The 26,699-nt window shown below is 58.0% G+C and carries 23 protein-coding genes and 1 pseudogene; 11 read left to right on the plus strand and 13 right to left on the minus strand.

All coding sequences use genetic code 11. From position 1 onward, the window contains the following. Nucleotides 1-18 precede the first annotated feature (18 nt). A complete protein-coding gene (locus tag QN085_RS09915) occupies nucleotides 19-246 on the minus strand; it encodes a hypothetical protein (RefSeq protein WP_285690654.1) in 228 nt (75 codons plus the stop codon). Nucleotides 247-439: 193 nt separating this feature from the next. Here QN085_RS09915 and QN085_RS09920 point away from each other — a divergent pair, with 193 nt between their 5' ends. The 4 genes and pseudogenes from QN085_RS09920 to QN085_RS09935 form a co-directional block, all read left to right on the plus strand. Then, complete coding sequence (locus QN085_RS09920) at nucleotides 440-652, plus strand: hypothetical protein (RefSeq protein WP_285690656.1); 213 nt, start codon at nucleotides 440-442, stop codon at nucleotides 650-652. A gap of 23 nt (nucleotides 653-675) precedes the next feature. Next, nucleotides 676-882 (plus strand): hypothetical protein, encoded by a 207-nt coding sequence (locus QN085_RS09925; protein WP_285690659.1) that lies wholly within the window; start codon nucleotides 676-678, stop codon nucleotides 880-882. A gap of 119 nt (nucleotides 883-1,001) precedes the next feature. Beyond that, entirely contained in the window at nucleotides 1,002-1,310 is a 309-nt protein-coding gene (locus tag QN085_RS09930) for a hypothetical protein (protein ID WP_285690662.1), read from the plus strand. Further along, nucleotides 1,300-1,488: pseudogene (locus tag QN085_RS09935) on the plus strand (hypothetical protein); the annotation flags it as partial. The gene QN085_RS09930 and the pseudogene QN085_RS09935, both read left to right, overlap by 11 nt. Before the next feature lie 376 nt (nucleotides 1,489-1,864). Here QN085_RS09935 and QN085_RS09940 read toward each other — a convergent pair. The 6 genes from QN085_RS09940 to QN085_RS09965 form a co-directional block, all read right to left on the minus strand. Then, nucleotides 1,865-2,107 (minus strand): hypothetical protein, encoded by a 243-nt coding sequence (locus QN085_RS09940; protein WP_208209607.1) that lies wholly within the window; start codon nucleotides 2,105-2,107, stop codon nucleotides 1,865-1,867. Between the two features lie 360 nt (nucleotides 2,108-2,467). Continuing rightward, nucleotides 2,468-4,291, minus strand: a complete 1,824-nt coding sequence (locus QN085_RS09945) for an AIPR family protein (protein ID WP_285690674.1) — start codon at nucleotides 4,289-4,291, stop codon at nucleotides 2,468-2,470. Next, nucleotides 4,291-5,307 carry a PD-(D/E)XK motif protein gene (locus tag QN085_RS09950; RefSeq protein ID WP_285690677.1) on the minus strand — a complete coding sequence of 339 codons (1,017 nt, stop codon included), beginning with the start codon at nucleotides 5,305-5,307 and terminating at the stop codon, nucleotides 4,291-4,293. The genes QN085_RS09945 and QN085_RS09950 overlap by 1 nt, the downstream gene beginning before the upstream one ends. Then, nucleotides 5,291-8,134 (minus strand): Z1 domain-containing protein, encoded by a 2,844-nt coding sequence (locus QN085_RS09955; protein WP_285690679.1) that lies wholly within the window; start codon nucleotides 8,132-8,134, stop codon nucleotides 5,291-5,293. Before QN085_RS09955 ends, QN085_RS09950 begins: the two co-directional genes overlap by 17 nt. 6 nt (nucleotides 8,135-8,140) lie before the next feature. Next, entirely contained in the window at nucleotides 8,141-9,589 is a 1,449-nt protein-coding gene (locus QN085_RS09960; protein ID WP_285691254.1) for an ATP-binding protein, read from the minus strand. Nucleotides 9,590-9,641: 52 nt separating this feature from the next. After that, a complete protein-coding gene (locus QN085_RS09965) occupies nucleotides 9,642-11,294 on the minus strand; it encodes a DNA cytosine methyltransferase (RefSeq protein ID WP_285690681.1) in 1,653 nt (550 codons plus the stop codon). Between the two features lie 29 nt (nucleotides 11,295-11,323). Between QN085_RS09965 and QN085_RS09970 the strand changes: the two genes are divergently transcribed. Continuing rightward, nucleotides 11,324-11,755, plus strand: coding sequence for a very short patch repair endonuclease (locus tag QN085_RS09970; protein WP_285690683.1), 432 nt, complete (start codon nucleotides 11,324-11,326; stop codon nucleotides 11,753-11,755). Between the two features lie 2 nt (nucleotides 11,756-11,757). On the opposite strand, the gene QN085_RS09975 is transcribed toward QN085_RS09970, so the two are convergent. Continuing rightward, nucleotides 11,758-12,831, minus strand: a complete 1,074-nt coding sequence (locus QN085_RS09975; RefSeq protein ID WP_285690685.1) for a hypothetical protein — start codon at nucleotides 12,829-12,831, stop codon at nucleotides 11,758-11,760. A 324-nt stretch (nucleotides 12,832-13,155) separates the two neighbouring features. On the opposite strand from QN085_RS09975, the gene QN085_RS09980 reads away from it, so the two are divergent. After that, entirely contained in the window at nucleotides 13,156-13,923 is a 768-nt protein-coding gene (locus tag QN085_RS09980; protein WP_285690687.1) for a hypothetical protein, read from the plus strand. 114 nt (nucleotides 13,924-14,037) lie between these two features. Here the strand turns inward: QN085_RS09980 and QN085_RS09985 are convergent, their stop codons facing one another. Next, the gene (locus tag QN085_RS09985) at nucleotides 14,038-14,301 is read right to left on the minus strand and encodes a DUF3077 domain-containing protein (protein WP_003256566.1); all 264 of its coding nucleotides are present in this window, start codon (nucleotides 14,299-14,301) and stop codon (nucleotides 14,038-14,040) included. 165 nt (nucleotides 14,302-14,466) lie between these two features. Further along, the gene (locus QN085_RS09990) at nucleotides 14,467-14,709 is read right to left on the minus strand and encodes a hypothetical protein (RefSeq protein WP_189121752.1); all 243 of its coding nucleotides are present in this window, start codon (nucleotides 14,707-14,709) and stop codon (nucleotides 14,467-14,469) included. Between the two features lie 538 nt (nucleotides 14,710-15,247). On the opposite strand from QN085_RS09990, the gene QN085_RS09995 reads away from it, so the two are divergent. Next, on the plus strand, nucleotides 15,248-15,919 hold the full coding sequence (locus QN085_RS09995; RefSeq protein WP_285690694.1) for an HD domain-containing protein: 672 nt from the start codon (nucleotides 15,248-15,250) through the stop codon (nucleotides 15,917-15,919). A gap of 1,098 nt (nucleotides 15,920-17,017) precedes the next feature. Here the strand turns inward: QN085_RS09995 and QN085_RS10000 are convergent. Beyond that, entirely contained in the window at nucleotides 17,018-18,055 is a 1,038-nt protein-coding gene (locus tag QN085_RS10000) for a GGDEF domain-containing protein (RefSeq protein ID WP_047934898.1), read from the minus strand. A 200-nt stretch (nucleotides 18,056-18,255) separates the two neighbouring features. On the opposite strand from QN085_RS10000, the gene glsB reads away from it, so the two are divergent. Beyond that, on the plus strand, nucleotides 18,256-19,164 hold the full coding sequence (gene glsB, locus QN085_RS10005; RefSeq protein ID WP_015269909.1) for a glutaminase B: 909 nt from the start codon (nucleotides 18,256-18,258) through the stop codon (nucleotides 19,162-19,164). A gap of 39 nt (nucleotides 19,165-19,203) precedes the next feature. Here glsB and QN085_RS10010 read toward each other — a convergent pair whose 3' ends face one another. Together QN085_RS10010 and QN085_RS10015 are read right to left on the minus strand one after the other, a co-directional pair. Next, nucleotides 19,204-19,926 (minus strand): FadR/GntR family transcriptional regulator, encoded by a 723-nt coding sequence (locus QN085_RS10010; RefSeq protein WP_024086746.1) that lies wholly within the window; start codon nucleotides 19,924-19,926, stop codon nucleotides 19,204-19,206. Between the two features lie 765 nt (nucleotides 19,927-20,691). Then, a complete protein-coding gene (locus tag QN085_RS10015) occupies nucleotides 20,692-22,425 on the minus strand; it encodes an IlvD/Edd family dehydratase (protein ID WP_285690703.1) in 1,734 nt (577 codons plus the stop codon). 184 nt (nucleotides 22,426-22,609) lie between these two features. On the opposite strand from QN085_RS10015, the gene QN085_RS10020 reads away from it, so the two are divergent. The 3 genes from QN085_RS10020 (at nucleotide 22,610) to QN085_RS10030 (ending at nucleotide 26,677) form a co-directional block, all read left to right on the plus strand. Continuing rightward, nucleotides 22,610-23,917 carry an MFS transporter gene (locus tag QN085_RS10020; RefSeq protein WP_013972014.1) on the plus strand — a complete coding sequence of 436 codons (1,308 nt, stop codon included), beginning with the start codon at nucleotides 22,610-22,612 and terminating at the stop codon, nucleotides 23,915-23,917. Between the two features lie 28 nt (nucleotides 23,918-23,945). Beyond that, nucleotides 23,946-24,935, plus strand: coding sequence for an AraD1 family protein (araD1, locus tag QN085_RS10025; protein WP_285690705.1), 990 nt, complete (start codon nucleotides 23,946-23,948; stop codon nucleotides 24,933-24,935). A 167-nt stretch (nucleotides 24,936-25,102) separates the two neighbouring features. Then, entirely contained in the window at nucleotides 25,103-26,677 is a 1,575-nt protein-coding gene (locus QN085_RS10030; protein WP_285690707.1) for an aldehyde dehydrogenase (NADP(+)), read from the plus strand. Nucleotides 26,678-26,699: the final 22 nt, after the last annotated feature.

A 26,699-nucleotide genomic window follows, 5' to 3' on the forward strand; every position in this document is an offset into this window, starting at 1 on the left:
CTGTGTAACCTAAGTTGTTTATATTGCTTTCCAAGTTACTTGGTGGATGCCAACTGCTGCCAGTGCTTCCCTGGCACCCTCAATAGTTAGGTTGTCGGACTTTGATTTGTCGCCATCATTGACCTCGACAGATACAACATGACGCAATATATCTATCTCTCCAGAATCCATAGGCATATTGAATTCTGACAGAACTTGGGGGTCGCCATATTGATCATATTGGATGTGAAGATAGCCTTGTGCCATTATCTAGAGTCCTTCATATTCAAAAAATTGTCTTAGAATACCATTGGTTTTGAGCTGTGGTAAGTAGATCCGCGCTCGGGGGTGGCTGCGCTCCGCCTCCCACAGGGCCGAGAGGAAGAAACAGCGAATCGGCGTCTCCCGCGGCTAACTCCTATAATGCGCTCATCTCTTGATTGGGGAAGGGAAGCGGGCAATGGACAAGCGCACCGTCATTGGGATGGTCGAGGCCGGCGAGCCGCTGATTCAGCAGGCTATCGATGCGATGCGTGACTATCACCAAGCTCAGGATCGTTGTGCGCCGCCTGAAGAGGTCGAACGTCTACGCCTATTGGCGCATTCGCTATACCAAGCGGTTCTCGATTACCAGTTAATCCAAGCAGGTCGGGCACCGGCTACTATTCAGTGATGGCCTTCTCAGGATGGAGCCCGATGAAGTGTAAGCCGCCGATGCTTTACCCTGACCATCCCATGTACACCGACGCCGTGGACGCTATGAAGCGTTATCACGAAGCCCAGGCTTCGGGTGAGCCGGCGGAAGAGGTGGAGCGTCTGCGGCTGATTGCCGAATCGCAATTCCAGGCGGTCACCGACTACCAGCTCAAAGCGTTAGGCGGCCCTGCGGGCCCGATTCACTGATCGGGCCGCATGTGTCGAACTCTTTCCTGAGCAACCACGCATAGTCCGCCGAGCGGTACTGGCGCGCTTGCGTTTCCTGATGCTGAAATACTGTATCCATATACAGTATTTGGTGCAGCATGTACTTCCTCCTCGTTCGCCGCCGCGTGAATGGCGTGGCCATCCCTTCCGATCAGCTCAAGAAGGTCCAGCCCCTGCGGGCCGACATCCACATCGGTGACCACCACAGTGAGCCGCTGGGCCGGGTTTCGACCCAGGCCTGGGTGTTCAACCCATCACCCGGGCCGGACATCATCCCCCGTCTGCACGACGCCAAGCTCAACGGCATGGCCCAGCTCGGTATCAACATCAACGGAGTCGAGGAAATCGACGGGGTGCTGTATGCCCAGTCGTGGTGGTGCCGGGCGGTGGGCGACTATGGCAACTGAGCTTCCCCAGGCCTGGCTGGCCGAGCTGAACGATCAGGCTGCCCTGGTGGCTGACCCTGATGGGCGCGCATCGGTGCTCGATGAGATGGCCTATGCCGCGCGCCGACGGCGAGAGGTCAATGACGGCGACCTGGTCGACATGCTGGAGATCGTCGAGTCGGCCAGGCTTTGGGCGCTGGAAGGCGCCGATCTGTGAGGAGCTATATAAAGGAAGGGAATCGATCGGCAGAACGCCGTGGGCGGGCTGGCCTGGGCCAGTGACTTTTGAAGTGACTTCGCTAGGATGCGTCCGGACGCGTGAGGCTTCGTTGCAGCGAAAGCAGGGCCGGAAATCCTGTGTTATCATGCCTTTAGGTTGGCTTGGCATGCATGGGGTGCAAGGGGTCGAGTGTTCGAATCACTCCGTCCCGACCAAAAATCCCTAAAAATCCAGCCACTTAGCGGTGGCTGGATTTTTTTTGTTCACCGTTTATCGAGCTATTTATTTTGGGCTTTCCGGTTGCCGATTGAGATTCGGTTGCTCAAACCTCGGCGATTGCATACTGCAATAATTTTTATAGCTCCATCTCAACGAAGCCCGGATCGCAGGGATCAGCATCATGACACCGGAATCTAAAGTACGTCAGCAAATTGACCAGAAGCTCCAGCAGGCTGCCTAGGTCATCTATGATGCGGCGTGTGGCGTGGCTGTGCGAGAGTTTCACATTGGTTCCGGGCTTGCGAATTTTATGCTTTTTGTAGATCGAGTCCCTGTAGGGATAATTGAAGCTAGAAAGCGCTTTGAATGTGAGGTTCATGGAGCACTTACTCCTAAACGGCCTGGGCTTTGACCGGTCGGATAGGAGCTTCGTTGGCGCATGGGATCCTAGCGATAAGGGCGATCGCGTCCGCTTAAAATTACGCGGACACCAACGGCCTTAATGCTGGCATTCGGAAGGTGAGTTGGCCGGACGCTTACCAAGGGGTGAGGTTGTGGGACGCTTATGGCGCTTTGCTATATAAGGTCTCCGCTAGCCCCTGTTGGTACAGGGGCTCTGCGCTCGGAGCTCAAGGCTGTAAATAGCTGCTTTACTGCCCTTGCAGCGCGTCTGGTTAAAAAGCTCTATCAGCTTTTCGGAGCGTACTGCTTGGCCATCAAAGGCGAGGGGAGCTGAAGGTTATAGGTTGCCTTGGATTGGGGAGGAGTATTTAGTGTCTCTTACCATCCACCAGCACTCGGTTTTTTTGGCCCATTCAGAGATCATTTTTCCTCCCGCACTTCGATGTAGCGCTTCGTTAACTTCCTCCGCCCAAATCGCGATTTGTCGATGAAGCTGCGGTGATATTGATTGTTCCTGCCAGATATGGTCCAGATCAAGGGTCGGCCCTAGCTTGAGTGCCAAAATCGAGACTGTATAGGACGTTATATTAGCTTGGAAAGCTGGGAACATAGGGCGTATGATTTTTTGGGCAGACTTAAAAAGTATCGCCTTTGCAATCATCTGTTTGTATATGGCCAGGTCTGGTATCACGTTTTCACCAGCGGTTTCTCTATCGGCAAGCTCATCCATGAATGCTTGGAAGTTTTTCTGGCTACCGAGGCTAACGATATGGGGTTTTTGATCCCATGCAAATAGGAACTTTGCCAAATCAGGCTTGGTGAGTTTTCTGTAGGGTGGAATTGCCGTTTGAAGCTTCTTCTTCTGCGCGGAGGTGCTGGCTTCCTTTTCAAGCATGACCTTATAACTTCCAGCTGAGCGCTCGTAAAACCAGCGGCCGACCCCATCAGGGCAGTAGGTGCGCATGGATAGCTTTTCAAGCTCCCGATGGAAGGGCTTGTTGGCGGAGAGATCGGACTGTTTGACTACGTTCTGGCTGTTGGCATAACGTGAAATATTGGCAATGAGTTCCTCGTCATCGGCTTGTCCAGAGCGGAGCACGATAATCTTGGCCGGAACACGCACGCTGGAAAGGTCGATGTCCGGATGTTTTTTCTTGGCAAAGTAGATAGATGCAGTGGTCTGTCCGCCGTTGACAATCTGCATGCCTTGTAGCCAGAGGAGACCTATTGAGCCATCTGCGGCGGTGTCGAGCTTGGCATGGTCGGCTACTACAACAATGCCGTTGTTGTAGGCCATGAAGCGGTCGGGCTGATTGCGCAGGCTGTCGCGAATTCCCTTGTTGACTCCCTTGCTACTCACACCCAAAAAGGAGCGCACGTTAGCTTCCAAGATGCGAGGGCCGTACTTTTCGTATAGGAACCGTAAAGCGTCGCCAGGTACTGCGGTCAGGGCATAGTCATATTCTTCGTCCCCTGATCCAGGTACCCATACGCTAGGCAAGGCAGTCCCACAAATTTCCTTGAAGTTAACTACTAGCTCATCCCGTGGACGACCTTGCTGCCAGTGGTTGAATAGGCGCTGTACGTCCATGACCTCTAGGCGGACCTGCTTACCTTGGACCTCCTGTGGTGCATAGTTCCTCGTCTTGGCCAATGCGTCGGTGATAATGAAAATACGGATGCTATCAAGCGTTCCGAAGATTCGCTCGACTTCGGTAACAAGAGCGTAAGCGTCATTGGTTTCATCTAGCTTGTCAGACAGCTGGCCGGTTGCGCAGAACCTTAGGAACTGAAGTCCCTCCTTGGCAGCCTTGCCGACCTCTGGGTCTGGTAGTGACTCGATTTCATCGAGTCCCTTGTACAGGCTGACAAAAAGGTCTAAGCGGTCTGGGTTGCCCGTCTCGTCGGTGGTGTCTGATACGGCGTACCCGCTGATCTTGACCTTGTAGTTTGAGCCTCTGCCTCCAAAGCTTCCGGGTACTAATGCTTCGTAGTGGCAGACCATAGGTTCGAAGGTTATTCCCTCATCTGACATATGTTGCATCACATGTTCAGTGAATACGGCTTCAGGGGGGATAGGGGCTTCCCCAGGGCCTATATCTTTCTCCACTTCCTCACGGATAGCGGCCTGCGTTTCACGCAGAAAATCGACAAGTTCCATCAAGCGATTCCTAACTGTTGGAGTACATCACTCAGTGAGTGGTTGGCTGCCGTAACAAGAGCGAGGTCCAACTCATATGATGCATGGCGGATTGCTGGAGAGACATTAAAGGGAGCTAATCTGGGAAACGTCCCATCCACTAAGTGAAACTTTGCTTCGGTGAGAAGGAAGCGTCGTGTATAGCTTGCAGCATGCATGTCCAAGTATCCGGCTTGGTGGATAGCTAGCTCGAATAGGCGCATCGCAGCCGGGTCTGCTTCAAGGCGGTGCCGAGTGATATCTACTAGCTCGGTGAGCGTCTTACCTGTCTCCTGAAGGCTGAACCGAAGACCGCCAAGAAAGAGTGGTGGGCAGCTGGTGTCGTCAAGCTGCTCAAGTGAGCCGATTCGAATAGGGAATCCTTCCAGAGCCAACGTTGACTTGATTTCGACACTGCCAAAGCCGATGCGGAAATCGTGTAGCCCTCTCTCAGGGCCTTTCCAGCTCTCTACTGCAGCAAAATCCAAGACCTTGGCATCAATCAGGAGGTTGAGAAAGCTGAGCTCCCCGATCAATCCTAACTCCTTCTCGGGTCCTAGTCCTTCTCTTCCTTGGCGCATGAACTCCTGCCACCCACGCACACGTCCAAGGAAGCGTTGGAACAACATTTCCTCGGGAAGGGTGTTGGATGATTGGATCAGGCTTACGATATCGGAAACTACCTTCGCAAATAGTTCAAGGTTTCCTTCGGGCTGCCGGATAACAGCTAGCCAACGGTGGTAGCTACCGAGCTCGCCAAGTGTGGTGCGCTCAATGCGGAAGCCTTGCCCGTGGGGAAGTTGTGTCCCAGGTGCAATTTTTGTAGTTGCAAAGCCAACCAGTATCGCCTCTTCGTTACTCGGCGATAGTCGAGCTGCCTTTAGTCGGCAGGAGTTTGTTTGCTGAATAAGATCGATTGTTCGCCATCCGGGAGTGGAGGCGTTGCCGGACAGCGCTTTCCATACCCCCAAAATCTCAATGTCACTCACTTGCGCCATACTGCTGCTCCCAGAGCACATTGGTAACAAGATAGGGCACGGACTTCCCAGCACTGCTAGATGGGAAGCTTATGGCAAATGCCACTACAGGTGTGGTTACACCATTTACGTTTGAGTCCTTGGGATCCAGCAATGAAATGATTAGTAGCCCCTTTTCCGGCTGGGGCTCTACTCCATCAGCGCCTAGACCTTTCACGTGTCTGATTGCTGGGCCGTTGGGCGTCTCGGGAGGTTCTTTGCGCCTTGAGCGCGCTGGGTCTTTCACCCATGCTCGCTGAGTTAACTCAAGTGCAGCATTCCATCCATCCTCATCAAGATCCATAGACTCGTCTTGAGGAGAAAGAAGCCGTCCTATGGAATACTTGCCTTCCCCTTCGCCCGCCTTGTTCTGTCGTTTCATAAGTTTGACGGGGCTGCCGCCAAAACTATGCGTCCTGTCGGCGCCACCTGCAACAACTGCGACTGTCCAGGATGTAAGTTCTCCTGAGAGACTCATTTCCTCGATGAAATCAGCTAGGAGGTCACTCTTGACCTTTCTTGAGTCGGGATGGGTCTGATAACCGCGCAAGAAGCTGGTTACCAATGGTGCTGAGACATCAGTCCACTGGATGCCGCTCCAGTTATCCGTTTTGTCATTACGTTTCTGCGAGGGGATCGGGGAGGGAAGTCCAAGTTCACTTGCAAGGGTTGTGAGAGCTGCCAAATTCGTTTCTAGAATTTCCTTGTCAGTGTGGAAACTGACGGTCTCTACCACGTCACCACTGAACGAGAGATAAAGAGTTTTAGCTGTGCGCATTTTCAGTGGTGAAGTGACCATCAGCACTGGGTGAGAGCGCACCTTGAGGCCGTACTCCCTAGGTGTAAGTCTGCTTTCCATCATGAAGTCGAACTCGGCCCGCAGCTCCTCCGCGGCATCGGCAATATGCTCGAACCATTCAACCAGGTCACCAGTTGTATAGAGGCGACATAGATCAAGATAGCCAGGTCGATAGCCGAACCACCGGCCCATCTGCATCAGGGTGTCGTACATTTTAGATGCGCGCAGGAAGTAGCTGGTGCATAGCCCTTCAAGGGTCAAGCCCCGAGCAAGCTTGTCTCCGCCGATGGCAATGACCTTAAGTCCGGTTGCGCTGTCGGCGTAATCGAGAGCATCTGTAGCCTTGCCGTTGATCATGCGTACATCAATTTCTTCGAGCGTATCCATTAGCAAGACCTCGATGTCCTGCCAGGTTGTGCCGAGGTGGCCGGACACTTCTGCTACTTCTGCTTCGATTGCAAGACTGGTACCGACAAAATCTTTTTCCCAGAGATCCTTCAGTTCTGCCAATGCGCTCAGGTGATCTGTGCACCTCCTGAAACGTTGCTTCAGGCCGTGAACATAGCCTTGGACCTGACGGTGGACATGCTCTTGAACCAGATTGAACCTAGTGACGTGAATCAGCATCGAGCAGTGTTGGGAGCCCTGACCACGCAGTCCTCTTATGGTGCATGAGAGAATGAAGGAATGTATAGCTTCGGTCAGAGAGGCTGGCATTGCGTCTTGACCGTTGATCAGTGGGACATGGTTGCTCCTATGGCTGACTGGCATCCAGCCACTCTTGCGGTCCTCATTACACTGATCTTCAACAATTCGCACTAGGTTCAGCGCACCCACGCGTCCGCTTTCTCCTGCAAGTCCGAATACTCTCGATGGACCCACGTAACTGGACGGTGCCGAGAGATTGGTAATAAAGGCGGAAGGGAACAGATCCGGGCCTTCTTGAGCCGTTTCGCCATGCTCGTGGATGTAGATGTTGGCAAAGGGGGTCGCGGTATAGCCGACATACGCCTTTCTCGAGAATGCATGGAGAATTTGGCGGATCAGGCTGTTAATGGCAGTTGGTTCGTGATCCAAGTCTGGATTGCCGGTTTCGTCAACCACTCTTTCGCCTGTGTCGACTGAAGCGTGGTCAGCCTCGTCATCAACTATGAGCAATGGTAAGTGTGTAACAATAGGGCGACCGCTTTCCGGGTCTTTGGTTTCCGCTACATGTGTATGGATCCAGTTCAGCAAGCGTGTCAGAACCGTCCTGTTTTTTTTGACGACAAAAAGCCAAGGGCGTTGTTCCGGAGATACTCCCAGATTCCTAGCGAACCTTGTATTGAAGTCACCTGTTTCGGATCTGTTGGTTACATATTGCGGGCGAAGCGATGGCGAAGGATCGATTTTACCGACCCCTATCAGTGTGTTTCCCTCTCCCTCGATTGCTCTTGTCTCATACCCCAAAAAACCTTCATCTAAGCGCATTTGAGTCTGCGCACGAAGGTTGTTGTGAAGGCCTGCAAGCACGATGATGATCTTGTATCCGGCATCTGCTGCTTTGCAGATCAGGCCGGTGTAATTCCCTGTCTTGCCCGATTGTACATGGCCGACCACCATTCCTCTGCGGTCCCAGGCGCCATCGCGCTTTGGGTCTTCGAGCATCGATAGAACATTGTCTGTAGTCTTGTCCAAAGACTCCATAGCGCTTAGCGGCAGTTTCAATTCCTGCCATTCACGATATCGCTGCCAGTACCGCCAGTCCTTTTTGCGTTCGTTGGTGAGCCATGGTTCGTGTCCGGTTAAGTCTACCAGCGAGGAGTCATCACCTACCCAGACGCTACAGCGTCTAATCAGTTCTTCGGTAACCGACGCTCGATCTAGGCCCTCGCCCTTGCCCGGCATGATCTTGAGAACCATGTCGATTTTTTCTGAGATCAGGTGAGGGGTTATTGCGGACTTGTCTTTCTCTTCAGCCAGCATTTCCTGGACGAACTTGACCACACTCCATTTGTTCTCCTCAGACATGAGGCGTTACTCCTTTTGGGTTTCTGGCAAGGCACTGATGAGGGCAGGGTATGCGTGGAACGGTTCCATATTTTTCAGCTGCTCCTTAGCTGCTGTTGAGGAATAGCCTTTCCTTTCAATCATGCTGCGATACATAACCATCATTATGTCGCTGACCTCCTGTGGAGGTGTCTTTTCGAAACCGGTGCAAGGAGTGTCCTTGTTTTCAGCGGTATCTATCCAGATTCGTTGCACCGGCACCGTTTCTTCGATTACGCGGAGCATTGCCTTGAGCAGGGGAAGAAGGCTGCCTGCTTCATCTAGAGCCGCTCTTACTGCCGGATGTTCTGTGTCGATCCGATATCGCATTCCATCTGAGAGTCGCTCGACCTTCCAGGCTTCCGCAATCTGTCTTTTCCCCACCATGACAGGCCTGCCTCTGTGGGCAAAAGCTCTTCTTGCACGGGCGCGGGTCACTTCAGCAAGGCGTGTCAGCCAGTCTCGAAGATATACTGGTGGTCGCGCAGTCGATTTCCGAATGTCGATCTTCCAGTCCGCATCTGCGTTGTTGGGAATATCGAGTCGGATTCGGGCGAGGCGATGAGCTTCATCCTTGGTCCAAGAGCGTCCGATACCAAGGCCCAGCCAGCTGCCAGCGACAAGCAGTCGCTCTTTTCGATAGATGTAGAAACCCTGCTGTGCTGTCCAGCCCTCTGGGCCAGCCAAGCGCTCAAACTCTAAAGTGGATAGCATGTCCTTATGTGGCAGGACGTGACACTCTGTCTCGATATTCTTGCGGTTTGGGTGTTTGAATACCGGAGGGTTGTACGGCTTTCCAGGGTGATCCGACATGAAGGGGTCCCAAGGCTTGACTGGTTGGCCGTTCAAAAGAATTCGTAACCGGGGCCTGGTGCCTTCTAGATATCTATGAAAAACCATCCCCAAATGCTGTTCGACCTTGTCGACCAGATTGAGAAAGTCCTGCACAGTGGTTCCTGGCGTGACGATGCGATCCAGGTTTTCCCAGAGAACCAATGTGCCGGTTGCACTAGTAAGCCTCTCTAGGAATTTTTCCGAGCCGGGATGAGCGCCCTCTAGAAGGTGCCATCCATCGTCGGCACTGTTTGCCAGAAAGTCAAGATCCCATCGGAGTGTATGAAGGTCTTCACCTCCACGGGTGGCGACGGTCATCCTTCGGCATTGAGAAAAGGAAGCTGTCTTGAGGCCAAGACCGAAACGGCCCAAGTCGTCTGCTGATCTCTCCTCTAGGGGGTTTCTATCTCCCAAGCGCATCGCCCGGTCGAGCCCTTCGGCGGTCATGCCGGTACCATTATCGATGCAAAGCACGCAACTTTCTTGATCGGCCCAGACGAACTCGATATGTACTTCATTCGCACCAGCAGCAATGCTGTTGTCTATGATGTCAGCTAGTGCTGTCTGAGTGTTATATCCCAGTCCGCGCAATGCCTCGACCATCGCGCTTGCTTTGGGCGGAGCACTGCGACTTTTGAATGAGGGATGGTCCACATCAACTCTCCGTTTCGAACATGCGGAACTGCTTTATCGGCAGTCTTACTGAATTACCGGAGTTTTTTCCGCTTATTAGAATTCGTGCAACGATATCGGCAATCTGGTGCGCTAGAAGTGGCGGCACGGCGTTACCTACCTGATGGAATTGCTGCGTTCGGTTACCCAAGAAAAAATAGTTGTCCGGGAATGTCTGCAGTCGCGCAGCTTCGCGAACAGTCAGGCTGCGGCATTGCTTGGCATCGTAATGGATGAAATAGTGGCCATCCTTTGCGATGTGGCTGGTAATCGTTGTCGATGGAATTCCAGCACGCTGTACTCTGAAGCGATCGCTGAACTTCCCTGTCTTCCAGTTCTTGTGGTCAGGTTCAAGGCCTGGCAAATCGAAGTCCTGATGGCCCTTGGGGGAGCCCTTCTTGACATCGGCAAAGACCGCTGCATAGACGTAGCGACGAAGGTCGGAGCTCATGTGCCCTCGGGCTTCGTGATTGAGCCAGAAGCGAAGTCGAGGATCATGAAGCCATGCATCGAGATGAGTTCCGGTTTCGCCACTCCATTCCGGGCGTTTCAGCATTCGCAGGCCACCATTTGTCCAGCCGTTGCTGCTAAAGCTGTCAGCCATTATGCCAAGTCGGCGCGCCAGCATGACGCCGCTTGCAGTGTCATGGTTCTTGTCATCGCATGATTCGGCCAGCTCTGCGAGATGTTGCTTGACCACGTCAGCCCAGAGCTCAGGGGAATCTGCCTGGCGAGTCAATGTGCTGCGCAGGGGAGGCAGATTTCCGATGACCTGGTCAATGCTGGGAGACGCGGTCTCGAGCAGCTTGTGATCAGCTACTGCGCCCAGATACTCCTCGGAAACACCTAGCAGAATCACTCGATGTCGGGCTTGAGGTATTCCGAATCTCTCTGCATGGATGATGTAATTTGCAGGGGATACGCTGTCCGGATCCGCCCCGCTTTCATAGATGTCATCAGTGACAAGCGAGCAAATGCGATACTTCGGCCCAGTAGTGCTTTCACCGAAGGCGGCATCCGGATCTGCCAGATCGCGCAAGATCTGCGGAAACATCTGATTGCCACCCACCGTCGATGACAAGATGCCTTTGACGTTTTCCATCACGAAAATGGCGGGGCGTTTGCGCTGAATGATCCTCAGATACTCTCTGTACAGGAAGTGCCTGTGATCATTTTCTGCTCTGTAATCGGACTTGGCCTGGTTTCGGGCTCGCCCCATGATCGAATATGCTTGGCAAGGTGGGCCGCCAATCAGGACCCACGGCTTGGACTCATCGAGGCGATGCTCCAAAAGACCATCCAGCTTGTTGTTGCCTTCTGGAGTTCCCAGTTCAATTTGCTGTGCTTCATTGTCAGCGTGTTTCCAGGCGGAATGGCTTCGTCTGGTGTAAGGATTCTCCACATCTGCGGTCTCGCAGAAGTGATAATAGTCCTCAAGAGCTTCCGGGAATTCGCGCTTGAGAAGTCTGTAGAACGCCCGAAGTCGCAGTGTCGATCTTGCGGATGTCTCCATTTCGGCTGAAACCTTGATTTCAAAGGTTTCAGCGCCATCGCTCAGGTGAGAGGAAAAACCTTCTCCAAGGCCTCCAGGCCCTGCAAACAGATCCACTACCTGGATGGGATAGGTACGACTCATGAATTCACGCTGCTGTAAAAGGGAGATGAATGGATATCGTTGACACGGCAACCCGATCTCGCATGATGGCTGGTATCAAGGGGCGAAACACACGACCTGAGATGATCGTACGGCGCTTCCTCCATGCCAACGGTTACCGATTTCGGCTTCATCGTCGGGACCTTCCGGGAAGCCCGGACATTGTACTCCCCAGATTCAGAACCTGTATATTTGTCCATGGATGTTTCTGGCACCGCCATGATGGCTGTCGTTACGCTACTACCCCCAAGACTCGCGCAGACTTCTGGCAAGCGAAATTCACCCAGAATGTCGAGAGAGACGCTCGTGTCAGGCGCGCGCTCAGAGCAGATGGATGGAAAGTGCTCACAATCTGGGAGTGCGAGCTCAAAAGCCCGGCCAGAGTTCTCGGACATGTGTTGGAGTTCCTCCGAGTCCAAGGAAAGGGACTTGACAATCTCTGACGTCACTCGAGGTTGCCGTCCATGACGGCAAGAACATCCTGCACCCACGTATGGCATGCCCAGCCACCTGACCTGGTTTTTTCCACATAGCGGCTCAGCGTTCCTGTAAGGAGGGCGTTGATCATTCCGCGCGGAATACCGGTGAACTCCTCTGCATGTGAGCTTTTGTCATCGGGGTTGTCGGCAAAATACCTTAGTACCTCAAGGGCTGCCTCGCCTAGTCCCGCAGTTTTCTCGACAATAAAAGCTAAGTGTGGCGAAGGTAACGCCGAGCTTCTAGCTGCTGTGGGAGGCGCGGACGCCTGAGGTGCAGGATTATCTTTCAAGGGTAACGAAGACTCGGGTTCAGCATCGCTGAGAACGTTCCTGTCACCGGTGGTAGGCGCAATAAGCTGCCAGTCGTCAGCAGCGGGTAGATCGACCAGGCTTTCGATGCGAAGTCCAGTTTCTAATGCTACATGAGAGCCGATCAGCTTTTGTGTTTTTGTAGCAAGGTCGCGCAGCTCGGAGTCGTCTGCCTCGGTTGCATTCCACCCAAGCTCAGGCTGCCAGTCGAATGACCAGTCTTCATCTCCCGCTCTCGTGTCTGGCAGCTCTCCGAAATTGATGTCTGCTGAGTCGAAAAATGAAGCGTCTTCTGCCTCAGCATGATTGTGCTCGGAGGTGGAAGGAGTTAGGTCGGCATGTGACCGGCACTGATGATGCAGCTCAAGGAAGTCCATGAGAACTTCCTTTGCAACAAGCTTGAGTCCCAGCTGCACGAGCGTTGCTATGGATATCACGGTAGCATCAGGCACTTCTGGAAATCTGGACCGCAGCAGAGCTGTACAGTCAGTCAGACCTACGGTCAGAGGTTTTTCGATGAGGTCTAGGAACGGCCTGAGGTCAGCAAGAAGGGCTGCATTCTCCAAAGTCGCAGGCATTTCAGGCAATGCATCGACATGGATGCAACCATCTTCAACGGGCCATTCTCTCCGTCGGTACCAAACGAAGGATTCCCCATCGACGTTCTTATGCGCCCGCGTTATTCGGTCAATCTCACGACCGGCCATCATGACCCGCACCGTCAATTCCATATCCAACTGCCTGAAACAAGAAAGTTTGCGCTGTGGTGGCGTTGTGCCAATAATGCCAACGATAGCTTTCCGAGTACAGCGGTCCGCTCTCGTGAGCGATCAAAGGCAACCGCTGGAGGGCGGTCATGGCAGGTCAGAAATGAGCTTTGGCATCAAATGTCTGAGTAGTGCTCCATCCTGGCTGTCCAGCGTCGGGCTATTTGTACCAAGGACAATCAGGTGCCTGTGGGGCAGGGGCGGGGGAAGTGTGGGGCTTGCGTTGGACAGACCTACCTCGAACGTCCCACGAAAAACTCGAAATCACTTTTTTTCGTAGGAACATGGATGCCAATCGATCAAAAAAATCAGCTTCAATCCATCAGCCAGGCTCAGGCTCTGATCTCAGATTGGATCATTCCCGATGCTACTAGCCAGCACAATCAACTTTCACAGTTGTTGAGTCTTTTGGAGACGACTGATATCACCAGTCAAGGGCAACCCTCTCTGGAGATTGATTCGAGCTTGTTGCCACCAGCCCAGAAGGTTGCTTATGACCTGCTGCGCAAATACAAGGTCCTTATTGACCCGAGTACGCTGAGCGAGTCGGCAATAGCTCGGCTTAGAGCGCGAAAAAACTATCCTCGTGGGGATGAGAAGGCGACGCTGCGAGAGTGGGGGGATGCAGTGCTCGGTTATGGGGAGCAAGTGAATTTCTTTCTGCCATGCGAGCTCCGACGAAATACTCAGTTGGGTACCGTGCAGCGGATGACTCGCAGGGCCGGTGACTTGATAGGCGCCCTCGTGGCGTCCGTACAGCCAAAGGCTGTGGGAGTTGCTTGCGGGGAGCAAGGTGAGGGGCTCGCGACTTCGTCAGCCAGTCAGGAAGAGGAGCGCAAATCAGCTTTTCAGGCGGAAAGGGATGTGATCATGGACGCAGACTACGGTGGGCTGCAGTTGCTGGAATCGCTGAAGCAGCAGGCAGAGCAGCGCTGGTCTCCAGTAATTCAAGCTTGCATCAACGAAGTCGCCCAATCTGGGGGCATGGGGAGCGAGTCGGAAATGATGATCCGCTTGTTGGACTGTCTCGATCATTTCAATCGGCGCAATGTATAGCTTTGTTTCTCGTAGTATGACTATTCACTTGAAGGTCTCGGAATGGGAGGGTGAGATGCCTCCGGCGCTGGGCTTTGCCCAACTATCGAAGGCGGTGCTGAGATAGTTGACTCTTCAGCGCATCATTCCCAGCTCGGCATCATCCATCAGCGCCTTAGCCAATGCGCAGAGGTAATGCGAAGCCCAGATCAGCTGGGGTTTGTCTTCCATCAAGCCGTCCAGGGTCATATCCCGTGCGTAGCCCATAAGCTCTGAGGCTTGTTCGCGGGCGCTTTGGCAGGGGATGCCTGCTTCGATGCGGAACAGCGGATGGGTCTGGTTTTCACCTTGATAGAAGGTGGTTTTGCCGACGGTGAATTTGGTTTCTTCTGTGGTCATTGTTCAATCTCCCCGAGATCTCTAGTGCCTGGTCTGGCCTCATCGCCGGCAAGCCAGCTCCCACAAATACCGCATAGGCCTCGAGATCTGTGGTGCAGCTCAGATCCATGCGGGAGCCCGGCTTGCTGGCGATAGGGGCAGCCCAGGCGACACATAAATGAAGCCTTAGTGCAAAGTCCTAGGCTCAGTGGGCATCTGCACCTGGATCAGTGCGGACTCAAGCAAAGCTCGCAGCGTCTCCAGCTCATGCATCGAGGCCATCATCAGAATCGACGCTGGTGACTTGGGCTGAAGCAGCATTGCCTGATGCACAACGGTCGCCGCGCATAGTGCGTAGTCCGTGGCTTGGATCAGGGTGTCTTCAAGGCAGAGAGAATTTTGGGGTGGATCTGGGACTATCTTCAGCATGCTTACGCTCCAACAATGGTTGAGCTGCTATCCACCTCGCTGTCAAACGGGAGGGTGGCAGCTGTACGCGGGTTGACAGACCGAGATTGTTGGCACTCGGCGCACACGAGGGTGCCCGCACGTACAGCCGCCATAAGCGTATGCACACGGACAACAATCGACGGCCTGTCAAAACCGGTCGCTGAATTGGCAGCGACGGGGCGAGACTAGGGCTCACGATTTCCATGTGCAACGAAAAACAGGCGCAGGGAGTATCTTTGGGAAATGGCCTACAAGGAAGGGGCTAATTCTGACTTTTTTTGCCTATTCACCCTCACAGCCTGCAACGCCGGCTGCTCTGTTAACGGTTTGTGGCTCTCAAAAAGCTTTCCCCTCACGAATCCCTGTATCCAGTTATGTCGCGATGCCAACAAACGGCCCAGCATGGACTTTCGCCACTCAAGCCTTGAAACTGACCCGCTCGCATCTGGACCAAGGCAGGTCACGGGCCAGCCTCTGACAACGGACGCCAAGTCACAGCCCATGGAATGCACCGAAGATGACTATCGAAGCTTTTACCCCTTTCCAGCGCTTTGCCGCAGACCTGCTGAAGTATCTACCGGCTGACCAGGCAGATGGCTCCCACGACCTGTCCCACATCCATCGCGTATGGGTCAACGCACAACGGATACAGCGCGTAGAAGGCGGCGACCTGGAAGTGCTGCTTGCAGCGACTGTGCTGCATGATTGTGTCGCAGTAGAAAAGAACTCGCCCTTGCGTGGGCAGGCGTCAACGCTGTCCGCACAAAGGGCGGCGTCAATCCTGGCTGATAGGGGCTGGCCCTTGCAGCGCATCGAGCAGGTGGCGCATGCAGTCAAAACCCACAGCTACTCGGCTGGCTTCGAACCACTCACCCTTGAGGCCAGGATTCTGCAGGATAGTGATCGCCTGGACGCCATAGGTGCAGTGGGTATCGCCCGGTGTTTTTACGTTTCCGGGCGAATGGGGTCGGCGCTTTACGATTTCGAGAACCCCGCGGCGCGGGGGAGGGAGTATCAGGACAAGGCGTATGCGGTCGAGCACTTTCATACCAAGCTGCTCAAACTTGCGTCAGGGTTTAAAACTGCTGAAGGGGCTCGGCTGGCTGGTGAACGCCATGCTCGGCTTGAAGTGTTTCTTGCGGATTTCATGGATGAGATTGGGGCTGGCGGGGCAGGGGCAAGTGGGTAGGCTCCGAGATCTTCGGCAGTTTGTATGCGCTAAATCGGTCTCATGGAATAGCATATGACTGATTGATGTAGCAGGGACTCTGTGGGAGCGGGCGTGCCCGCGAACACCGGCGCAGCCGGTGCCAGCCTCCGCGTTGAGTTCTTCGCGGGCATGCCCGCTCCCACAGGCGCCGCGTCGCGCTTGCGAGTTGAGCTCTCTGCGCGATAGCGCAACCCTAAGGGCCGGGCGATCTCTTACAGATCGTGTACTTGCCTCGAAAACGAAGCTGGCCAGGTGGTCGGTATCTCGGGCGCAACCAGTCGATTCACTAGAGGGATGCGGCGGGGACGCAAAGTTGTCACGCGCTTCAAGTGCGATGCCTAGGGATAGATAATTGGCTTGGCTGTTTGTCGTGTGTCTATGTGGCCATGTACTTGTCCAGACTTTCCTCTCGGGTGTCTTCCTCTGGCATCCAGTAGCAGGCCTAAACGGATTGGTGATGAGTTAGAACAGGCGCACTGTGGCTGGTACCGAAGCTGGCGTTAATGCAATAGTCTCTAACAAAGCAAGGCGTGGGTTTCGGAACGGTCCTACATACTCGGCGATATTTTTTCTATAACCTCCAAGCCTCTCCCTTACAAGGAGTTGGCGAAATGGCCTATTGTCTCCGAAATTTTATACATGTTGACAGGTGATCAAGTAAGAGTCGAACTGAGGGATAGGTGATGGCATGGTTATTCATTTTGTGCACCGTGTTCAGTGTGTGCGGTGCATTCATTTTGCGTGCCAAGTGCTCGGGGCCTCATCTCGGTTATGGGCTGTTCTGTCTGTGCTTGCTATACAATATCTTCTTCGTTGTTACATATATGAGGATATTGGAGTTTCAGCAGTTTTTGTTTTTGGGGTATCAGCCTGAATTCCTCAAGAAAAATATAATGGTGGGGTGGGTTGCTCTGGTAGGTGTGTTCTTGCACTGTGGGGCAATGCCTACTAGGGGCGCTACGTAGAGCAACTGGGTTGCGCATGACCAGTTGACTCGGTCCAGGTTGAACGCTTCGCGGGCACACCTGCTCTCACAGGGTGCCGTGTAATAGGTTTGAAGCCCGAACCATGCCCGTCTCAGAATGGCGGCGCCACATACACAACCCGGTTCCGACCATTCTGTTTGGCGTCATAAAGCCCTTTGTCAGCGCGTTCCAGCGCGTCATCCAGCGTTTCTCCTTTGGCAAACAGGGTGCACCCGATGCTCAGGGTTACGTTCAATTGGCCACAGGGCAACTGCATCGGGCTGGCACCCACCTGTTCGCGAATCCGCTCAGCAATCCGGGTCAGCTCTTCGCTGTCCTTCACCTGCAAAATTGCAACAAACTCCTCACCCCCATGGCGCACCACCAGGTCATCGGGGCGCAGTGCCGCGCGCAGGCGACGGGCCGTTTCGCACAGCACCTTGTCACCGCCGCCATGGCCGTATTTGTCGTTGATGGACTTGAAGTGGTCCAGGTCGGCATAAACCGCACCCAGTTGTAAGCCGTTCACCTCGGCCAATCGCCGTTCATGCGCTTCAAACGCCGACAACGCGCCGCGGTTCCACAGTTGTGTCAAAGGGTCGAGCAGGGCTTTGCGCTGCTCGCGATCCATTTCAAGCCGCAGATCGCGGTTCACCTGGGCCAAGGTACGCAGCTGCAGATACCCCTCGGCGAGCGTGGCCAGGTCCCTGAAGTTCGCTTGTTGAGCCTCGCTGAGCACGCGCGGGCGCGGGTCGAACATGCACAGCGTACCGATGGCTTTACCGTTGCCAGCACGCAAGGGGTGGCCGGCGTAAAAGCGGATGTAGGGCGCGTTCAGCACGAGCGGGTTGTCGACGAATCGTTCGTCGCACAGGGCGTCGGGCACCGTCAGGGTATCCTCGCCGAGAATGGCGTAGCCGCAGAACGAAACACTGCGCGTCGTCTCGCTTGCCTCAAGGCCTATGCGGGCCTTGAACCACTGCCGGTCCTGGTCGATCAGGCTGATCAGCACAGTGTCCACATGGGCCAGGTCCTGGGTGAGCCGCACCAGGGTATCCAGGTAATGCTCGGCTGGCGTGTCGACCAGGTTCATGTCGTCGAGCGTGCGCTGGCGCAGCGCTTCGTCAGCGGGCAAGGGGCAAGCTGGCATTGTGGGTCCTCCGTTCCTTGGTTGGCTTGGGTACCTGGCGGGTGCGCGGGCTGTATACCGTCGAAACAAGCACAGCATAGGCCATGGCGTGATGCACGGTCGGCCGACAATTTCTTGCCGGGAGTGTGATTTCTTTCGCTCGATCTTCGTCAAGGATGCTACCCCTTAGCCGTCGTCTGGGGACTGATACAGGGCCTTCCATGCAAACGCTGTTGAACGAGATTCTCGAAGAAGTACGTCCCTTGATCGGCAAGGGCAAAGTGGCTGACTACATTCCCGCGCTGGCCGATGTGCCGGCGAACCAGCTGGGCATCGCGGTCTATGGCAACGATGGCAGCTATTACTGTGCAGGCGACGCGCTGGTGCCGTTCTCGGTGCAGAGTATTTCCAAGGTGTTCAGCCTGGTGCAGGCGATTGGGCACTCCGGGGAAGCCATTTGGCAGCGGCTTGGCCATGAGCCTTCCGGCCAGCCGTTCAACTCGCTGGTGCAGCTGGAGTTCGAACGCGGTCGGCCGCGCAACCCCTTTATCAATGCGGGTGCGTTGGTGATCTGCGACATCAACCAGTCGCGCTTCGCTGCACCCACGTTGTCGATGCGCGATTTCGTGCGGCGGCTATCGGGCAATCCCCATATCGCGATCGATGCCCGCGTTGCCGACTCGGAGTATCAGTTCCGTGCGCGTAACGCGGCCATGGCCTACCTGATGCAGTCGTTCGGCAACTTCCATAACGAGGTGGAAACGGTACTGCGCAGCTATTTCAGTTACTGCGCGCTGCAAATGAACTGCCTTGATCTGGCTCGGGCGTTCTGTTTCCTGGCCAATGATGGGTTCTGCAAGCACAGTGGTGAGCAGATTCTGACCCGGCGTCAGACCCAGCAGGTGAACTCGATCATGGCCACTAGCGGGTTGTATGACGAAGCAGGGAATTTCGCCTATCGGGTGGGGTTGCCGGGCAAGAGTGGCGTGGGGGGCGGGATTGTGGCCATCGTGCCGGGGCAATTCACTGTGTGCGTGTGGTCGCCGGAATTGAATGCGGCGGGTAACTCCCTGGCCGGGATGGCGGCGCTCGAACTGCTCAGTTCGCGGATCGGCTGGTCGGTGTTCTGATCGGCGGGCCCGGTGGCTGAGGTGGGCCCGGTTGATACCTCAGCTCGTTGGGTCCTGCCCCAGTACCTTGGCCAGGGCCACGCGGGCATCTTCAAGCTGTACCAGTGAAGCATGCCGCGCGCCCAGCGCGTCACCGTTCTGGATAGCGGTCAGAATCGCCTTGTGCCGGGGCAGGGCGAGTTCGTCGAAATTCGCCCGCTGGTTGGAGTAGCGCACCGACTCGCGCAGCGCCATCGACAGCATGTTGCACAGGTAGGCCAGCAGGTCGTTGTGGGTGGCGTCGGCGATGCGGGCGTGGAAGTCCAGGTCCGGTTGCAGGCGCTCTTCATGGTTGCGGGCGGCTTCCATGCGCTGGTAGGCCTCGGCGATCGAATCGACGTCGTCGGCGCTGGCGTTGGTGGCGGCCAGTGCGGCGGCGGCGGGTTCGATGACCCAGCGTACGCTGCTCAGCATGTTGAAGAATTCCTGTTGCGGCGTGGCCTGCATCAGCCAGTGCAGCACGTCCGGGTCGAGCATGTGCCAGTCATGGCGCGGCCGAACCAGGGTACCCACCCGCGGGCGGGCCTCGATCAGGCCCTTGGCGGTAAGGGCGCGCATCGCCTCGCGGAACACCGGCCGGCTGATCGCGTAGGCTTCGCACAGGCTGGCCTCGGAAGGCAGCTTCTGCCCGGGTGCGAGTTGGCCGGATACGATCTGTACGCCAAGGTCCTGGACCAGGGTGGCGTGCATGCTCTTGCGCGTGGTGGGTTGGCGGTAGTTCATGTGGGGCGGGGCGGATCCTTCGGGCGGGGGCAGCATCATAGCATTAGCGCGTCGACGCGGTGCATGGCACCGGCTGCGCCGGTGTTCGCGGCCACGGCCGCTCCCACAGGTACCGCGTGAGCCTGAAGCCTGTGCCGTCCCTGTGGGAGCGGGTTCACCCGCGAAGCAGGCGACGCGGTGGATGGCACCGGCTGCGCCGGTGTTCGCGGCTGAAGCCGCTCCTACAGGTACAGCGTGAGCCTGAAGCCTGCGCCGTCCCTGTGGGAGCGGGTTCACCCGCGAAGCAGGCGACGCGGTGGATGGCACCGGCTGCGCCGGTGTTCGCGGCCACGGCCGCTCCCACAGGTACCGCGTGAGCCTGAAGCCTGCGCCGTCCCTGTGGGAGCGGGTTCACCCGCGAAGCAGGCGACGCGGTGGATGGCACCGGCTTTGCCGGTGTTCGCGGCCACGGCCGCTCCCACAGGTACCGCGTGAGCCTGAAGCCTGCGCCGTCCCTGTGGGAGCGGGTTCACCCGCGAAGCAGGCGACGCGGTGCATGGCACCGGCTTTGCCGGTGTTCGCGGCCACGGCCGCTCCCACAGGTACCGCGTGAGCCTGAAGCCTGCGCCGTCCCTGTGGGAGCGGGTTCACCCGCGAAGCAGGCGACGCGGTGGATGGCACCGGCTACGCCGGTGTTCGCGGCTGAAGCCGCTCCCACAGGTGTAGCGTCAACTCGAAGCCAGCGCAGTACCTGCGGGGGCGGGCATGCCCCAATGACATCAGGCCTTAGTGCGAGTGCTTGGGCACCGCCGCCCCTCGGCAACCAACCAGGAAGTCGAAGTCGCAACCCTCATCGGCCTGCATGACGTGGTCCAGGTACAGCCTGGCGTAACCACCGCTGATCAACTGCGGCGGGGCTTGCAGGTCGGCCAGGCGGCCGGCCAGTTCCTCGTCGGAAATGTCCAGGTGCAGCCGGCCTTCCTTGCAATCCAGTTCGATCCAGTCGCCTTCGCGCACGGCAGCCAACGGCCCGCCAGCTGCCGCTTCCGGCGCCACGTGCAGCACCACGGTGCCGTAGGCGGTGCCGCTCATGCGGGCATCGGAAATACGCACCATGTCGGTCACGCCCTGGGCCAGCAGCTTGGCCGGCAGGCCCATGTTGCCGACCTCGGCCATGCCCGGGTAGCCCTTGGGCCCGCAGTGCTTCATCACCAGCACGGAACTGGCATCCACATCCAGCTCGGGGTCGTTGATGCGTGCCTTGTAGTCGTCGAAGTTCTCGAACACCACGGCGCGGCCACGATGCTGCATCAGCGCCGGGGTGGCGGCCGAGGGCTTGAGCACGGCGCCCTTGGGCGCCAGGTTGCCGCGCAGGATGCAGATGCCGCCGTCGGCCACCAGCGGCTTGTCGATCGGGCGGATCACCTCTTCGTCGTACAGCGGTGCGGCCTGGCAGTTGTCCCACAGGCTCTTGCCGTTGGCCGTCAGCGCGGCAGGGTTGGGCAGCAGGCCGTTTTCGCCCAGGCGGCGGATGACCGCAGGCAGGCCGCCGGCGTAGTAGAACTCTTCCATCAGGAAACGGCCCGAAGGCTGCAGGTCGACCAGGGTTGGCGTACCACGGCCGATACGGGTCCAGTCTTCCAGCTGCAGGTCCACGCCGATACGCCCGGCAATGGCCTTCAGGTGGATCACCGCGTTGGTCGAGCCGCCGATGGCGGCGTTGACGCGGATGGCGTTCTCGAAGGCTTCGCGGGTGAGGATTTTCGACAGGCGCAGGTCTTCGCGCACCATGTCGACAATGCGCATGCCCGACAGGTGGGCCAGCACGTAACGGCGTGCATCCACCGCCGGAATGGCGGCGTTGTGCGGCAGCGAGGTGCCCAGCGCTTCGGCCATGCAGGCCATGGTCGAGGCGGTGCCCATGGTGTTGCAGGTGCCTGCCGAGCGTGACATGCCGGCCTCGGCCGAAAGGAACTCGTTGAGGTCGATCTGGCCGGCCTTGTAGGCCTCGTGCATCTGCCAGACGATGGTGCCGGCGCCAATGTCCTTGCCTTTGTGCTTGCCGTTCAGCATCGGCCCGCCGGTAACCACGATCGCCGGCACGTCACAGCTCGCCGCGCCCATCAGCAGCGCCGGGGTGGTCTTGTCGCAGCCGGTCAGCAGCACCACGGCGTCCACCGGGTTGCCACGGATCGCTTCCTCCACATCCATGCTCGCCAGGTTGCGGGTGAGCATGGCGGTGGGGCGCAGGTTGGACTCGCCGCTGGAAAACACCGGGAACTCCACCGGGAAGCCGCCAGCCTCCAGCACGCCCTTTTTGACGTGTTCGGCAATCTTGCGGAAGTGCGCGTTGCACGGGGTCAGCTCCGACCAGGTGTTGCAGATGCCGATGATCGGCTTGCCCTGGAATTCGTGGTCCGGAATACCCTGGTTCTTCATCCAGCTGCGGTACATGAAACCGTTCTTGTCGGCGGTGCCGAACCATTGGGCGGAGCGCAGTGGGCGTTTGCTATCAGACATGGGAACACCTAATTAGTATTACTATTTGTCGTTGTGCGATCGACTGTACTGATAAAAATGGTCTCTGTGAAGGCTTGTTGGCTCAATTAGTAATACTATAAGATCATTCACCCAGGTCAGAGGTCTGCCAAAAAGTCCCCGACCAGGTGCTGTACCCATTACAAGAACAATTGGAGACATCGCCATGATTCAGGAGCAGCGGCTCGTCCGCCTGATCACACTGAAACTCATCCCTTTTCTGGTACTGCTTTACCTGGTGGCCTATGTCGACCGTTCCGCGGTGGGCTTCGCCAAGCTGCACATGGGCGCCGACATCGGCCTGGGTGACGCGGCCTACGGCCTTGGCGCCGGGCTCTTCTTCATTGGTTACTTCCTGTTCGAGGTGCCGAGCAACCTGTTGCTCGACCGCTTTGGCGCGCGCCGCTGGTTCGCCCGCATCCTGGTCACCTGGGGCGCGATCACTGTCGGCATGGCCTTCGTTACCGGGCCCAACGGTTTCTACGTGATGCGCTTTCTGCTGGGGGCGGCCGAGGCGGGCTTCTTTCCGGGCGTGCTGTACTACATCACCCAGTGGTACCCGGTGCGCCATCGCGGCAAGATCCTCGGCTTCTTCATCCTCTCCCAGCCGCTGGCAATGCTGATCACCGGGCCGCTCTCGGGCGCGCTGCTGGGGCTCGATGGCATCTACGGCCTGCATGGCTGGCAATGGCTGTTCATCTGCATCGGTACCCCCGCGGTGCTGCTGGCCTGGCCGACCCTGCGCCTGCTGCCAGACAGCCCGGCCAAGGTGCGCTGGCTCAGCGACGAACAGCGCAGCTGGCTGCAGGAACAACTGGCCAACGACCTGCGCGAGTTCGGCCAGACCCGCCATGGCAATCCGTTGCATGCCCTGAAGGACAGCCGGGTGCTGTTGCTGGCGCTGTTCTACCTGCCGGTGACCCTGAGCATTTACGGCCTGGGCCTTTGGCTGCCCACGCTGATCCACCAGTTTGGTGGCAGTGACCTGGTCACCGGTTTCGTTTCAGCTGTGCCTTACCTTTTCGGCATCATCGGCCTGCTGATCGTGCCGCGCAGCTCCGACCGCCTGAACGACCGCTATGGCCACCTGGGCCTGCTGTATGCCCTGGGTGCGATCGGCCTGTTCTTCAGTGCCTGGCTTAGCGTGCCGGTCATGCAGCTGGCAGCGCTGTGCCTGGTGGCATTCGCGTTGTTCTCCTGCACCGCCATCTTCTGGACCTTGCCGGGCCGGTTCTTCTCCGGGGCCAGCGCCGCAGCGGGCATCGCCTTGATCAACTCGATCGGCAACCTCGGCGGCTACCTGGGCCCGTTCGGTATCGGCGCGCTCAAGGAGCACACTGGGCAACTTTCGTCGGGGCTGTATTTCCTGGCCGTGGTGATGCTGTTCGGGCTGTTGCTCACCGGGGTTGTCTACAACCGCCTGGAGCGCCGCCAGCGCCTGGCTTCCTCGCGGGCAGCCGAAGCCTCCCGCTAATTTTCGCAACCGAGAAGCGAGCACAAACATGCGATTGATCCAATTTGAAACCGCCACCGGCGAGCGCTGCGTGGGCGTGGTGGAAGGCGATTACGCCCTGCAGGTGCAGGGCGCAGCCAGCACCCGCGAGCTGGCCCTGCAAGCCATTGCCGCCGGCCGTGACCTGGCCGCTGAAGTGCAGGCTGCCGGCCTGGGCGAGCGCCACGACTACCTGGCCATGCTGGCCGAAGGCCGCGTGTTGCCGCCACTGGACCACCCGGACCCGGCGCACTGCCTGGTCACCGGCACCGGGCTGACCCACCTGGGCAGCGCCGCAACCCGCGACAAGATGCATCAGCAGCAGGCCGAAGGCGCGGTGACCGACAGCATGCGCATGTTCCAGTGGGGCCTCGATGGCGGTCGGCCGCCGGCAGGCGAGGAGGGCGCGCAGCCGGAGTGGTTCTACAAGGGCGACGGTGGCATCGTCGTGCGCCCTGGCGCCGACCTGCCGCTGCCGGCGTTCGCCGAGGATGCCGGCGAGGAGCCAGAGCTGGTCGGGCTGTACCTGATCGGTGCCGACGGCACGCCTTACCGCCTTGGCTATGCGTTGGGCAACGAGTTTTCCGACCATGTGATGGAGCGGCGCAACTACCTGTACCTGGCCCATTCCAAGCTGCGCGCCTGCAGCTTCGGCCCAGAGCTGCGCCTGGGTGCGCTGCCGGCCCACCTGGAAGGCACCAGCCGCATCCTGCGCGACGGCCAGGAGCTGTGGCGCAAGCCGTTCCTCTCGGGCGAGCAGAACATGTGCCACAGCTTCGAGAACCTTGAATTCCACCACTTCAAGTACACCCAGTTCCTGCGCCCCGGCGATATCCACGTGCATTACTTCGGCACTGCCACGCTGTCGTTCGCCGACGGCATCCAGGCGCGCCCGGGCGACACCTTCGAAGTCAGCCTCGACGCGTTCGGCCAGCCGCTGCGCAACGGCATTGCCGCCGCGCCCGGGCAGGTTCGCCCCGGGGTGGTGAAAAGCCTTTGAGCCCGCTGCCAGCCAGTTGCTGAATCGGGGCCGCTCTGCGCCCCTTCGCGGGCTCGCCCGCTCCCACAGGTACCCTGTAGGAGCTGGCTTGCCTGCGATGGGCTGCGCAGCAGCCCCCTTACCGCCACGAGCATCTGAACCGTCTTTCTCAATTACAGGAGCCAACCATGTCTGGAAGCAACTTCATTGGCGGCCAGCGCAGCGCTGCCGGCAGCGTGCGCCTGCAAAGCCTCGACGCGCGCACCGGCGAAGCCCTTCCGCAGGCCTTTGCCCAAGCCACCCCGGAGGAAGTGGACGCCGCCGCCCAGGCTGCCGAAGCGGCCTTCGCCGAATACAACGCCCTGGCGCCGCAGCGCCGTGCGCAGTTCCTCGATGCCATTGCCGACCAGCTGGATGCGCTGGACGACACCTTTGTCGCCACCGTGTGCCGCGAAACCGCACTGCCGGCCGGGCGCATCCAGGGCGAACGCGCGCGCACCAGCAACCAGATGCGCCTGTTCGCCTCGGTGCTTCGTCGTGGCGACTACCTGGGTGCGCGCATCGACCGCGCCCAACCCCAGCGTCAGCCGCTGCCGCGCCCTGACCTGCGCCAGTACCGCACCGGCGTCGGCCCGGTAGCCGTGTTCGGCGCCAGCAACTTCCCGCTGGCCTTCTCCACTGCTGGGGGGGATACCGCCGCAGCGTTGGCCGCTGGTTGCCCGGTGGTGGTGAAGGCGCACAGCGGCCACATGGCCACTGCCGAACGGGTCGCCGAGGCCATCGAGCGGGCGGTAGTAGCCACCGGCATGCCCGCGGGCGTGTTCAACATGATCTACGGTGCCGGTGTCGGCGAAGCGCTGGTGCGCCACCCGGCGATCCAGGCCGTGGGCTTCACCGGTTCGCTCAAGGGCGGCCGTGCGCTGTGCGAGCTGGCTGCAGCGCGCCCGCAGCCGATTCCGGTGTTCGCCGAAATGAGCAGCATCAACCCGGTGCTGGTCTTGCCTGCGGCCTTGCAGGCCAGGGGCGAGCAGGTAGCCAGGGAGCTGGCCGGTTCGGTGGTGCTGGGCTGCGGGCAGTTCTGCACCAACCCCGGGCTGGTCATCGGTATTGCCGGCGAGGCGTTCAGCAACTTCCTGGCGGCCCTTGGTGCGCAGCTGGCCGACCAGCCCGGGCAGACCATGCTCAATGTCGGTACATTGCGCAGCTATGCCCAGGGCGTGCAACGCCTGCACCAGCACCCGGGCGTGCGTCATCTGGCCGGCGCCGACCAGGCTGGCGACCAGGCGCAGGCGCAGCTGTTCCAGGCGGATGTGAGCCTGCTGCTTGACGGTGATGCGTTGCTTCAGGAGGAGGTGTTCGGGCCGGCCACGGTGGCCGTGGCGGTGGCCGACGAAGCCGAACTGCGCCGCGCGCTGCAAGCCTTGCACGGGCAGCTGACGGCAACGCTGATTGCCGAGCCACAAGACCTGCAGCGCTTCGCCGCGCTGGTGCCGCTGCTGCAGCGCAAGGCCGGGCGCCTGCTGGTCAATGGTTACCCGACCGGTGTCGAAGTGTGCGATGCCATGGTGCATGGCGGGCCATACCCGGCCACGTCCGATGCCCGTGGGACCTCGGTCGGCACCTTGGCCATCGACCGCTTCCTGCGGCCGGTGTGCTACCAGGACTACCCGGATGCGCTGCTGCCCGACGCCCTGAAAAACGCCAACCCGCTGGGCCTGCAACGCCTGGTCGACGGCCAGCACAGCCGCGAGGCGCTGGCCTGACGCCAAGGGCTTTGGCGTGGTA

It is taken from the genome of Pseudomonas sp. M2(2023), from assembly GCF_030263955.1.
Classification (GTDB): domain Bacteria; phylum Pseudomonadota; class Gammaproteobacteria; order Pseudomonadales; family Pseudomonadaceae; genus Aquipseudomonas; species Aquipseudomonas asiatica.